The organism is Serinicoccus marinus DSM 15273, assembly GCF_008386315.1.
GTDB classification, from domain to species: Bacteria; Actinomycetota; Actinomycetes; order Actinomycetales; family Dermatophilaceae; genus Ornithinicoccus; species Ornithinicoccus marinus.
In genome coordinates this window covers 1,307,473-1,319,685 of sequence record NZ_CP043808.1, presented here as the reverse complement: position 1 = coordinate 1,319,685, position 12,213 = coordinate 1,307,473, and the positions used below count along the sequence as shown (strand labels likewise).

8 protein-coding genes are annotated in these 12,213 nt (G+C 67.8%); 5 read left to right on the top strand and 3 right to left on the bottom strand.

Translation table 11 applies throughout. The annotated features are described in order from the left end of the window. Window positions 1–110: 110 nt before the first annotated feature. From FU792_RS06160 to FU792_RS06145, 4 genes are all read left to right on the top strand, one after another. Window positions 111–1,268, top strand: coding sequence for an ImmA/IrrE family metallo-endopeptidase (locus tag FU792_RS06160; RefSeq protein ID WP_028130944.1), 1,158 nt, complete (start codon window positions 111–113; stop codon window positions 1,266–1,268). Further along, window positions 1,268–1,753 carry a DUF4411 family protein gene (locus FU792_RS06155; RefSeq protein WP_028130945.1) on the top strand — a complete coding sequence of 162 codons (486 nt, stop codon included), beginning with the start codon at window positions 1,268–1,270 and terminating at the stop codon, window positions 1,751–1,753. The genes FU792_RS06160 and FU792_RS06155 overlap by 1 nt, the downstream gene beginning before the upstream one ends. A gap of 216 nt (window positions 1,754–1,969) precedes the next feature. Further along, window positions 1,970–3,844, top strand: coding sequence for a DUF2075 domain-containing protein (locus tag FU792_RS06150; protein ID WP_022924600.1), 1,875 nt, complete (start codon window positions 1,970–1,972; stop codon window positions 3,842–3,844). A 102-nt stretch (window positions 3,845–3,946) separates the two neighbouring features. Beyond that, the gene (locus FU792_RS06145; protein WP_022924601.1) at window positions 3,947–4,825 is read left to right on the top strand and encodes an HNH endonuclease; all 879 of its coding nucleotides are present in this window, start codon (window positions 3,947–3,949) and stop codon (window positions 4,823–4,825) included. A 190-nt stretch (window positions 4,826–5,015) separates the two neighbouring features. On the opposite strand, the gene FU792_RS06140 is transcribed toward FU792_RS06145, so the two are convergent. Then, on the bottom strand, window positions 5,016–5,837 hold the full coding sequence (locus FU792_RS06140; protein ID WP_022924602.1) for a hypothetical protein: 822 nt from the start codon (window positions 5,835–5,837) through the stop codon (window positions 5,016–5,018). Here FU792_RS06140 and FU792_RS06135 point away from each other — a divergent pair. Beyond that, on the top strand, window positions 5,814–6,176 hold the full coding sequence (locus FU792_RS06135) for a hypothetical protein (RefSeq protein WP_022924603.1): 363 nt from the start codon (window positions 5,814–5,816) through the stop codon (window positions 6,174–6,176). The genes FU792_RS06140 and FU792_RS06135 overlap by 24 nt on opposite strands. Here FU792_RS06135 and FU792_RS06130 read toward each other — a convergent pair. Further along, on the bottom strand, window positions 6,148–6,870 hold the full coding sequence (locus FU792_RS06130; protein ID WP_022924604.1) for a sigma factor-like helix-turn-helix DNA-binding protein: 723 nt from the start codon (window positions 6,868–6,870) through the stop codon (window positions 6,148–6,150). The two genes, FU792_RS06135 and FU792_RS06130, sit on opposite strands and share 29 nt — an antisense overlap. Continuing rightward, entirely contained in the window at window positions 6,867–12,092 is a 5,226-nt protein-coding gene (locus FU792_RS06125; RefSeq protein ID WP_149814622.1) for an AAA domain-containing protein, read from the bottom strand. The genes FU792_RS06130 and FU792_RS06125 overlap by 4 nt, the downstream gene beginning before the upstream one ends. Window positions 12,093–12,213 lie beyond the last annotated feature (121 nt).

The window sequence follows — 12,213 nt, the reverse complement described above, 5'->3', positions numbered from 1 at the left end:
TTGTCGGCCCGAGCCGCTGAGTCGGGGACGGAAGGATGGGCGTGTCGCCCCGGCTCCGTAGAGTGTCAGCCACAGGTAGGCACGACTCGCACTGACGGGAGGTGAGCGAGATGGTCGTCCGGGTGGATGTCGCCGGCGACGTCCTGCAGTGGGCGGTCGAGCGTGCGGGGTGGGACGAGGAAACGGTCGCGCGACGGGCGCCCCGGTTAGACGAGTGGATCATCGGGACGCAAAAACCCACCTTGAAGCAGATCGAGAAGTTCGCCAGCGACACGCACACTCCGTTCGGTGCGTTGTTCCTGCCCGAACCGCCGGTCGAGGACGTGCCCATTCCGGACATGCGGACGATTGGCAACCTTGCTGTGCCTCGACCGTCCGTCGATCTGCTCGAGACCATCTACCTCTGCCAGAACCGCCAGGCTTGGTATCGGGCGTATGCGGAGGACAATGGCCTTCCCGCGCCGGAGTTTGTCGGATCCGCAACGACGGACACCTCGGCCAACCTCGTGGCCGCTGAGATGCGCCACCTGCTCAAATTCGAACTGCCCGACCGCAGCACGTTCTCCAGCTGGCAGCAGGCCTTACGCCGCCTAATCGACCGTATCGAAAACCTCGGGGTGCTGGTGATGGTCAGCGGCATCGTCGGCGGGAACACGCATCGCAAGCTCAACCCGGACGAGTTTCGTGGATTCGCGCTTTCCGACCCCCAGGCGCCGCTCATCTTCGTCAACGGCGCTGACACCAAGGCGGCGCAGATCTTCTCGATGGTCCACGAGTTCGCCCACATCTGGTTGGGCGGAAGCGCCCTGTCGGACGCGACCATGACAGCCCGCGAAGGCGAGACCGCCGAGCTCTGGTGCAACGAGGTGGCCGCCGAGGTACTCGTGCCACTGGCCGCACTTCGCACAGACTTTCAGGGAACGGTTACGGTCGAAGAACTAGAGCGCCTGGCAAGTCGATATCGCGTCAGCACCTTGGTGGTCCTGAGCCGGATCCACGACGCGAGCCTCATAACCTGGGAGGACTACCGAGACACATTCGAGCAGGAACGCGAGCGCGTCATGGCCATCCTCGAGGCCAAGCGGCGAGACGCAGGCGGTGGCAACTACTACTACACACAGCCTCTCCGCCTGAGCAGACGGTTTGCGCAGGCCGTGGTCTCCAGCACGTTCGAAGGTTCGACGTCCTACCGGGACGCGTACCGACTGCTCGGGACCAAGAAGCATGCGACATTCGAGGGCCTGGCCACCGAGCTGGGTATGTCGTGATGCACCTGGTCGATGCCAACGTGCTTATCGAGGCCAAGAACCGGTACTACGCTTTCGACATCGCGCCCGGCTTCTGGGACTGGCTCGATCGGGCACACCACCGCGGCGAGGCGTGCAGCATCGACGCCGTCCGCGAGGAACTGATGGAAGGTGACGACGCGCTCGCAGATTGGGCCCGGACGAACGCTGGATTCTTCAGGTCGATCGACCAAGGCAGCCAGCGGCACTTCAGGGCTCTCACGGCCTGGGCCTACTCCCGCAACTACACCCAGGCGGCGCTGGCTGAGTTCGCAAGCGACCAGGCCGACTTCCTCCTCATCGCGTTCGCCCGGGAGCATCAGCACGTCGTCGTCACGCACGAGCAGTCCCATCCGGACGCCCAGAAGCGTGTGTACATTCCAGACGCGTGCCAGGCGATGGGCGTCCGCACCGCGAACACGTTCCAGATGCTTCGTGCCATCGGTGCCAAGCTGGATCTGCGTTAGAGCACTGTCTTCGCCCGGCGGAAGGCCCGGCTGTCAGTTTGGTGGAGCCCCACTGTGGGTCGCCCAAGAGACAGACATCCGGCGACGCGCGAGTCGATGTGCACGACGGGTGCCGCAGGCGTCCTAAAGTGACTACGTCATACGCGGCCCGACGGGCTTCCTCTCCGGACACGCCCCCACCCGCACGAGTTTCGTGCTGCCTGGGGAGTCCTGCCGGTGTTCCTGCTTCGATCGTCCGCGCAGGGACTGACCGTCGGCGAGGCGCAGCTCGCCCAGCACATCGCGGAGCAGATGGCGATCACCACCGGCCGGTCGGCCTCCCCCTCCGAGCGCCGCTCGTGGGAGCGCAGCCTTCCCCGGCTGCGCGCTGACCTCATCGACGCCGGGCTCGGCGACGTCGAGATGCTTGTCGAGTATCAGCTGCCGCTCACCAGCAAGCGCGCCGACGTCGTCCTTGCCGGGCAGCACCCGCAGACCGGGCGCGCCTCATACCTCGTGGTGGAGCTGAAGCAGTGGAGCGAGGCGGAGCGCTTCGAGGACAGCGACGTCCTCGTGCGCATCGACGGCTACGGCAACCACCCGGTGCTGCACCCGCTGGAGCAGGTGCGGGGCTACTGCGACTACCTCACCGGCTTCGTCGTCACGCTGGCCGAGGACGAGCACGTGCTGGCCGGCACGGCATACCTTCACAACGCGACCAACCTGGGCGTCGCGGACCTGAGGGACATGGCGGTCCGTGACCCGGCGAGGCCGGCGAGGATGTTCAGCGGGCAGGACCGGGGTGAGTTCTTCGACTTCCTCAGGAGCCGCTTTGCGCCCGGGGTGCCGGGCGCGCGGTACGCGGACCGGCTGCTGAACAGCCGTATCGCCCCCTCTAAGCAGCTGTTGGCCCTGGCGGCCGACGAGGTGCAGCGGCGCGAGCAGTTCGTCCTGCTCGACGAGCAGCGCGACGCCTACGAGCTGGTGCTGCACGCGGTCGAGAAGGCGCGGCGGGGCACCACGAAGACGGCGATCGTCGTCAGCGGCGGGCCGGGGAGCGGCAAGAGCGTCATCGCTCTGTCGATCATGGGCGAGCTGTCCCGGCAGGGGCGTGCCGTCATGCACGCGACCGGCTCCCAGTCGTTCACCAAGACCCTGCGCAAGGTTGCCGCGGCTCGGGCGCCGCGGGTGCGCAAGATGTTCAGCTACTTCAACAGCTTCATTGCGGCCGAGCCCAACGAGCTGGAGTGCCTCATCCTCGACGAGGCGCATCGCATCCGGGAGACGTCGGAGTCGCGCTACACCCGCAAGGAGCACCGGACCGGCCGGCCGCAGCTCGACGAGCTGCTCAGCGCCGCGCGGGTGCCGGTCTTCCTGCTGGACCAGAACCAGGTCGTGCGGCCCGGGGAGATGGGGACGGTCCAGGCGATCACCGAGTATGCCGAGTCGCTGGGCATGGACGTGCACGAGATCGACCTCGACGACCAGTTCCGCTGCGGCGGGTCAGCGCTGTATGTCGAGTGGGTCGAACGGCTGCTCGGGCTGGCGCCCGGGGGGCCGATCAGGTGGGGCGGTGACCCTGCCTTCGAGATGGGCGTCGTGGACTCGCCCGACGAGCTAGAGCACGTGCTGGCGCTGCGGCAGGATGACGGCTACACCGCGCGCATGGCGGCGGGCTACTGCTGGCCGTGGTCGGACCCCGAGCCGGACGGGACGCTCGTGCAGGACGTGCGCATCGGCGACTGGTCGCGGCCGTGGAACCTCAAGGGCGACCGCTCGGTCGGCGGGGCGCCGGCGGCGGCGCTGTGGGCGACGGACCCTGCGGGCTTCGGGCAGGTGGGGTGCATCTACACCGCGCAGGGCTTCGAGTACGACCACGCGGGGATCATCATCGGGCCCGACCTCGTATGGCGCGACGGCCGGTGGCGCTCGGTGCGCGAGGGCAACCGCGACCCGGCGCTGCGCAACCGCACGAAGGTGTCGAACCGCGACTTCGACCGGCTCGTGCGCAACGTCTACAAGGTGCTCCTGACGCGCGGCATGCAGAGCGCCTGGGTCTACTCGACTGACCCGCAGACGAGGGACTTCCTCCGGAGACTCGTCCGGGGGTAACGGGCGGCTGGACCGCCCTTGACCACAACCACATACCGACGGATCGACAGGCTTCCGCTGATGGAGACGCCTCCCCCGTGATGAGCCCCGCGAGGCACGATCATGACGAGTTGGGTCCTGTCCATCGACGAAGACCATCCGCAGCACTGGGACTACGCCCGTGACGTCGGCTTCTGGGACCTGCGAACCTCCCGCAACATTCAGGCAGGGGACCTCGTCTACTTCTGGCAGACCAAGGGCTCATTCGTCGGCCGTGTCCGTGCGACCAGCGACGTCTACCCCATCGACGGCTCGGTACAACCTGCGGGCCCCTGGGACGACTGGCCCGGCACCTACGAGGCGCGCTTCCAGCTCACTGTCCTCGACTCGAGAGCCCTCGCCTCTCCGAAGTGGGGCGAATTCGCCGCCCAAGTCAGCGGCTTCGTGCGGCCAGATTGGGCCCCGCGGCTCACAGCTCCGGTCGAAGAAGCAGCGCTAGCCGGATACTTCGCACCCCTCACGGGAGTGGAGAGAGCGATGCTCGCGCTGCTGGAGGAGGATTTTCCTCTGCCAGAAGTTGATCTCGACGCTTTCACGAGGGATGAGAGGCGGGTCGTGGAGCAGCTGCGCGCCGTTCGGGACGGGCAGGACGAATTCCGGAAGCGTCTGCAAAAGGCCTATCCCGGCTGCGCCATCAGCGGCACCAGCGTGGCACTGGCACTGGAGGCCGCCCACATTCACCCATACCGCGGTCCGGCGACTCACGACGTGCGCAACGGGATGCTATTGCGGCGCGACCTGCACAAACTCTTCGACGCGCACATGCTTACCGTCAGCGCCAGGGACAGCTTCATCGTGCGCGTCAGCCCGACACTGCGGACTACGGACTATTGGCAGTGGGAGGGTAAACCGCTGCGCCACGTACCCAAGCGGAAGAGCCACCAGCCTGCTCAACAGCTTCTTGCGGTCCACAACAGCGCGTGTGGGTGGTACGGGGCGTGAGCTGAGGAGTCCCGTCGAGTCTTGCAGGGGCCAGGATGCCGACGTGGTGCGGGATGAGGCGGCCGACGTGAGGACATACCTCTTGCGTCTCGCGGACGTTCTCGGCATGGGTCTAGAAGAAGTTGTCCCAGCCAAGATCGGCCGGAATGCCGTGCGGTTTCCCAATGGCCCCCGCTCCGACTGACCTGAGTCACATTCCATTTTCAACCCGCTCGTGATGCACCATCATTGACACGGGGTCGAACGTCAGCCGCAGCAGGTCCCCGTCTTCTGCGCCGTCGTGGAGCGCCTGAGCGCGGACGCTCCCGAAGTAGGGACCCATGTGGCTCGTCCGCGACCAGCCGACCACGACCGACCCCGTCGTGCTGCGCCCAACGTCTCGAGCAATGAAGTGCAGCGAACGACCAGGCTGGAGGCCCAAGAGCCCCGCAATCGCCTCAGGCACGGATCGCCCGCTGCCTCGGAGCACATCATGGTCGACTTTGACGTCGTAAGAGAACCTGTCCTCTTCGAGCAACTCAAGCCCCACAACACCGATCGGGTGCGCATCCACCTCGTACTGCTCACTGCGTGCGCGTGCGCGGATGTTCCCGTCCTGCACAACGAATGCGGGTGCTGCCGTATACGCGTTGAGCGTTCCCGGCCGGACCTCGTAGACCTTCTCCAGATGGGCCGCGAGGTCAGTCACAGGCACCGACCCGCCTCGGTCAGCAATGACCTTGAGCATGAGCTCGGCGACACTCGTGTACTCAGGGAGACCCCAGCTGCGCAGTCCCATATCCGTGCGGTTGACGCGTTGGACCCGTCGGTCTTCATACAATCGCTGCCGCAAGGAACGCACGCTGCCCGATCCCGTGCGCTCGGTCAGCTCGTCAGCCGTCATTGGTTCGCCGACGACGGCCAGGATGGCCACCGACTGGTCGACATAGCTGCGCGACCACCGCACCCAGGTATCGTCAATCTGCTTCAGGCCGATGGCACGCAGGGCATGGCCGACGTGATTGTCGAGCACACCAAGCTTCGCCAGCCGGCGCCGAGCGTCGTCGTCATCGAGCACCTCGCCTTCTGGCTGACGGTAGACAAGTTCGTCCATCAGCGGAAGGACGAAACCGCGCTGATGAACGCACTCCTCTTCATCGTCAGCTTCCAGACCAGCCAGAAGAAGGACGAGTCGGTCAGTTTCCAGCCAAGGGTCGAGGTCAGCGGTGTCCGCCAGTGGAGCCCACGCACCGACCGCCACCGCGAGTCGATGGGCAGCCCATCGCACGGGGCGCCAGTCGTCGTGCGCGACACGCTCTTCGAGAGAGGCTCGCAGCCGCCGCTCAAGCTGCCGGATGCGCCTCCCGCGTGACGCCGTGCTGCTGGCCGACGTCATCGAGCGTCCGGTCCGCCCACACGATGCGGTGCGTCACGATGTCGCGCTCACGCTGGGTCAACGACTCAAGCCAGGTGGTCAGCACATCGTGGTGACGCACAGGCGCGACCTCCATATCGAAGGCCCGCACGGCGTCCCACCCTGCCCGGACGTCGGCCGGCGAAGACTCAGTTGTCGAGACTGCGTCAACCAGGTCGCCCAGCGTAGCGCCGCGGCCGCTGAACAGGGACCACTGCGCAAGCAAGTGGAGGTGCGGCTCGATCGGCTTGACCGGATTGCCTTGATCCCTGAGACGCTGCAGCGCCGTCTGCAGTTCGGTGTCGTCTGCGGCATCGTCCCGTACGGTCTGTGCCGTCCTTGTGGCATGGCCAAGGGAGGGCAGCGCTTCCTCGAACGTCCTCAGCAGACTGAGGGCCTCGTCAACGGCGACCTTCCCGACGTGCCGAAGATCGCCGAGCTCTTCCTCCGAGACCTCAGCCAAGTCCTGACACGTCTGAATCCTGCCCTTGACCAGCATGGTCCTCACCCGAGTGGAGAACTCCGTGCCGATGACCGCGGCAATGATTTCGACCGGTTGGTCGATCAGCTCGCGCAGGACAGGGAAGCGGTCGCCGAGAGGTCGCGCCTCGGTGCGGACCCAACGGTCTCCCCTGTCCCCCGGGATGGTCACCGATCCTCACCTTCGGAGTCCCACCGCTGACGATCATGCTGAGACAGCAATAGCTCGTGCGTCGGCTCGAGGGCCTCGCGGGCAGTCTGGGTCAAGGAGGTGCGTCCGAGCAGACGCAGCGTCTGCCGCATCAGTTGCTCGTGCCCGGCGTCGGGCTGCTCCTCCAACACGCGGGCCATTGCCGCGCTCAGCTCCGTCGGCGGCATCTCGTCCAAGGTCCGCGGTCCGAGCGCGCGCGGAATCGTCTCAGCCTGGTCGGGCAGCCGATATGTCCGCAGCTTCACGCCGCCGTGGCCCAGCGGGTCGTCGCCGATCAGCGTGCCCGAGCGCTGGGCGCGAGAAATGAGGGCGTTCAACCGCTGCCCGATGGCCTTTCCCACCCGGCGGCCTCCCGAGGCCTGCACGTAGGCAGTCCTCAGCCTGTTGCCTCGCACGGGGCCCTCCATGGTGACGATCTCGGCCAGGCCGTCGATGATCTGGGCGTCGGTGGCCTCATGCACAGGCACCGTGCTTCCGGAGTACGCCCGATAAGGAGGCAGCCCCCCCGGGTCACTGGCATCGAGGTCCTCCCCAGCGGTCCGCCCCATATCGCGATGGCTGGGCTGCTCCTGGTGGAGCAACACACCGACCGAGGGTGCCTCCACCGGCGCGTAGGGCGAAGGGCCCCGCCAGTGCGGGGACAGCGGGTCGTCATACCCCTCTGGCTCATCCTGCTCCTGAGCGGCGCCCTCTATGGCGCGAAGATCGTCATCAACCGCTCCGTTCCCGAACTGCATCTCGCTCTCCGGAGACTCGTCCGTTGAGCCGGCAACATGCTCCTGCTGTAGGAGGTCGGCGCTCTGCTCGGGCTCCGCGTGCGGTTCGGGCAGGAGGTCCTCCTCCTCGTCCTCGTCGATCCAGTCCGAGGGGCGGATGTCCATCTCCTCGAGCAGGTCCCACAACGGCGCCAGCGCGGCTGCCTGGTCGACGTAGAACGCCGACTCACGCACCCGGAAGAAGGTCCAGCCGCAGCGCTCGAGCTCTCGCTGCCGTGCCAGGTCGCGCTCGTAGGCGTCCCGCCCGTGCCACTCGTCGCCGTCGCACTCCACCCCCAGCCGACCCCGAGCCCCGACCACGACGAGGTCGATCAGATAGCCCTGGGACTCGACCTGGTTGAGCACCGTGAAGCCGCGGTCGACGATCCGGTTGTGCACCCGCTGCTCAAACAGTGAGTCGAAGCCGGCGACCCGCTGGTCCTCCGGCACCACCGGCGACTCTCCCGGCTCCAACTCGCGACCACGCCTCACCACTCCGTAGGCGTAGTCGAGCAGCTGGTGGCGCAGGTCCTGAGTGTTGGTCAGCTCGGCCAGGCTCACGCTGTGGAAGAGCCGCACCTGGTCCTTAGCGCGGCTGACCGCGACGTTGAACCGCTGGACGTACATCTCCCGCGTCAGCGCTCCCAGACGCCTCCCGGGATCGGGCGCGGACACCATCGAGAGGAAGACGACGTCGCGCTCCGACCCCTGGAAGTCCGGTGGGGTGCCCACGCGCAAATCCCTGCGAGCCCACTCCTCGGCCGGCACCTCGGCCAGAAGCACGCCTTCGATGTGCTTGGCCTGCCGATCCCCCACCAATGAGATCACCGCCATCGAGCGACCGTCGAAGGCCGGGTCGTCGAGACACCGCTTCAGGTCATCCACGAGGGCTCGCGCCTCAGCACGGTTGATCTTGCCGCCGGTGCCCTCCTCGAAACCTTCGGGGACGTGCCGAACGACGAAGGGCTCGAGCCGCTGGGCGCCGAACTGCCGCACCGGCACCAGCCGGATGCCGTTGGGCTCGTATGCGATCCGGTTGGAGAAGCCGATGATCTCCGGCACGCACCTACGGTGCTCGACCAAGGTGAGCTGACCGCCATACCGCATCTGGGCCTCATCGAAGAGGGAGCGCTGCGGGTCCTGCCAGGTGTCCTTGTAGCGGTCGTCGTAGAGGTACTGGTTCGCCAGGTCTCGCAGCTGCTGCTGGTCGACACCGACGGCGGCCGGGGAGACCTGCTTGTCGTCCCCGATGACGACGATCTTGGGCGCCAGGTACTGCAGGAAGGTGGCCTCCAGACCCGCCTGCGACGCCTCGTCCACGACGACGACGTCGAACATGTTCTCGTCGATGTCCAGCTGCTCCGCGACCCGGTAGATCGGCATAATCCACACCGGCACGGCGGGACGGCAGCGGTCCATCGCCCGGCGGATCGCGAGCCGCTGCTGCGCGGCATACTTGCCCGTCCCCTTGCCCAGCCGAGTGACCTGCTGGGAGTAGTTGCGCAGGTCTGCGCGTCGTCCGGGAGTGAGCCTGTCCGGTCCGACCGCGTGGCTCCAGGCGCGCTGCGCGGCGATCCGCTCCGCGCTGTCCCGCAGCTGCTGGTCGACGACGGTGATCTTGGCCTGCAGCGCGTTGACGTCGACCTGCTCCTGCGCGAGGACCCAGGCGCCGACGGTGCCCCAGCGGTATGCAGCCTCGAACCCGGCCAGGCGCTTGTCCCACTCAGGCTCGTCGGCCGATGCCCCCACCGACTCGGCGAGCGCGGGCGCGTCCCGTCGCACCCTCGCGGTCAGGTCGTCTCGTCGCTGGATGTGGGCGGTCACCTGCTCGAGCCGCTGCAGGCGCGCGTATGCCGTGGCGTAGGCCTCGTGGTCGCGCTGCTCGATCGCGGTCCGCAGGCTGCGGACCGCCGGCGCGGCGCTCTGCCACCGAGACGTGGGCTCCACATGGGCGTGCAGATCACTTAGCGGTTCGCGGGCGGTGGCCAGGCCGACCTCGGCCTCGACGGCGTCGACGGTCCTGGCGACCCGCTCGACGTCCGAGAGCTCCCGCCAGTCGGGCGCCGGCACGCGGGCCTCGCGGAGGGCCTGCTCCTCAGCTGTGATGAGGTCACCCAGCGCAAGGACCCGGTCGAGAAGGGCGAGCTGGCTGCGGTGCCACTCCAACCTCTCGCGCGGTGTGTCCTCCTCGGGGATCGTGACCGAAGCGGGCCAGAGCCGGTCCATCTGGTCCAGCGCCGTCCACGCGTCGCGGTGGCCGACGATCGTGTCCAGCGCGGCAGCCGTCGCCGGTGGTAGCCCGTCGACGCGCGCCTGCTCCAGGAGGGGTCGGCACTGCTTGACGATTGGCGGGGCGAAGAAGCCAATTTTGACCTGGCCACCGGGGTCCGTCTTGAGCGAGCCGTCGGGCCCCAGGTGCTCGCGCAGGGAGATCGCGAGCCGACGCAAGTGGTCAGGGTCCCCGTCAAGGTCGACGCGGGTGTTGATCGGCATTCGCGCCAGGATCTGGTCGACCTGCTCGACCCCTTGACGCAGGTCAGCGGCCCTGCCGCGCCACGGGGCAGTCTCCCCGGCCGCCACGTCGGCCAGTGCCTGAGGGACCCACGAGGCCGCAAGTCGCTCGGCGTCACGGAAGCCCGCGATGATGCGCCCGCAGCGCTCCTGCAGCTCCCGCCGGGCTGACGAGGTGAGCGCCCGCAGGGCGACTGCTGCCGCACCCTCAGCCAGGTCGTGGTACCCCTCGGTGCCGGTGCGTGCCGTCGTCTCATCGACGACAAGGGCAGCGAACTGCTCTGGTGCCGAGAGGTCGGCGACCGCCACCCGGGGGCGGTGGCTGTCCTCTGCGTCCTCCTCGAGGGAGCCGTCACGCAGCAGGCTGAGCCACTCGAGGGCCTCCTCGTCGGTGAGAGGTGCGCGGGAGTCCGGGCGGAAGGTGACCAGTCCGGCGACCCAGGCCCGCACCTGAGCGTCGTCCTGGTACTGCCTGGCGATCGAGGCGAGAGTCCCCTCGTAGCCGTGCACACTGTGCGTGGAGACATCCGCCTGGCGGGCGTCGACGAGCTGGCGGTTGAGCAGCTGCCGCTCCTGCTTGAGCCGGTCGACCTCAGCCAGTTCCTGGTGCACCTTCCGCTCCGCCTGCTGCGGGTCGTGCTCGGTGGAGCGGCGGGCGATGGTGTCGACCGCGGTGCGCAGGTCGGCCAGGTCGTCGCGACTGGCGCCGATGACCGACACAGCCAGGGGGCGGATCTGGTCGGGCAGCTTGGTGCGGACCTCGTGGAGCGCCCGGTCGGTGTGTGCGGTGACGAGCACGCGCTGCCCCTGGGCAAGCAGGTGTGACAGCAAGGCAGCAGCCGTGTGCGTCTTGCCTGTCCCCGGCGGACCCTGCACGAGGGTCTGGGCATGGGTGTCGACACGCTCGAGGATGTTGCGCTGCACGTCGTTAAGAGGCAGCGGTGCGACGACGTCGTCGTCCACGGTGAGGAGGGCCCCTGGGGCCGCATTGTCGGTGACGGGCGGCAGCCGGTCCGGGTCGAGCAGCGGGAGCAGACCGTCAGGAACCTCTCCGCGCTCCTCGATCTGGGCAGCGATGTCCTGGAATGCCTGCACGAGACCGGTGCGGTTGCGTGGCCGGAGCACGATGGCGGGAGCCCAGGCGACCACGGGATGGTCCGTCGGGTGCGGCATACGAGCCGCGTCGTCCCATCTCCCCTGGGCGTGCAGCCGCACGGCGACGGACCGGGCCAGGGTGGCGAGAGCCTCGGGATCGAGCGGGTCGCCGTCGAAGCCCTGCGCCTGCTGCTCGACGGTGTGCACGAGGGACTGGTCGGGGATGACCTGCGGGTCGAGCATGTCGAACTCCGCGTGCAAGCCGGTTGCCGCCTCGTCGAGGTGGAAGTCGAGGCGGCCCGTGCTGTCGTCGAGGCGGGGTGTGACGGCGACCGTGAAGAGGTGTCGCCGCACACGGTCCTGCCCATCGGGGGCCCAGGAGAGCAGTCCGACGCCGAGGAGGAGCTCAAGCTCCTCCGTCTTCTGCGTCGCCTGCACGTACACCTTGAACAGGTCTGCGTAGGCACTGCGCACCGGTTCGTCACGGAGCATCTCGTGCGCCCAGGCGTCCCACCGTGGACGCCAACGGTCGTAGGCCGCCTGGACGTCGGGGCGCTCCTCGAGCTTCTCCGCGGGGGCATCGGGTGAGGCCAGCTCATTCCGCAGCTGCGGGTCACCGTCGGGCCCCGCGGCGTCGCCACGCAGCCAGAAGCGGAGCTCGTCGGGGACCTCGGGGGTCTCGGGAGCGACCAGCCGATCCACGCTCAGGAAGGGGTGCTCGTCCCAGTCGCCGTCTGCGCCCCACCGCACCGCGTCGTGCTTAGGAAGGTCGGCGAACCACCGGACGACACCGTCACGGGTGTACTGATCGACGTCCCGCACGGGTCGTTGTCGCAGCTGCTGCGCCTTGGCCAGGAACGTGAAGAGACGGACGGCTTTGTCTGTCAGGACAACAGCGTGGGACAACGGAGATTCCTAGGACGTTGGGACAATGCGGTGAGCA

Coding starts and splice junctions, on each gene's coding strand:
- FU792_RS06160 (WP_028130944.1), top strand. CDS start 111: ATGGTCGTCCGGGTGGATGTCGCCGGCGACGTCCTGCAGTGGGCGGTC.
- FU792_RS06155 (WP_028130945.1), top strand. CDS start 1,268: ATGCACCTGGTCGATGCCAACGTGCTTATCGAGGCCAAGAACCGGTAC.
- FU792_RS06145 (WP_022924601.1), top strand. CDS start 3,947: ATGACGAGTTGGGTCCTGTCCATCGACGAAGACCATCCGCAGCACTGG.
- FU792_RS06135 (WP_022924603.1), top strand. CDS start 5,814: ATGGCCGACGTGATTGTCGAGCACACCAAGCTTCGCCAGCCGGCGCCG.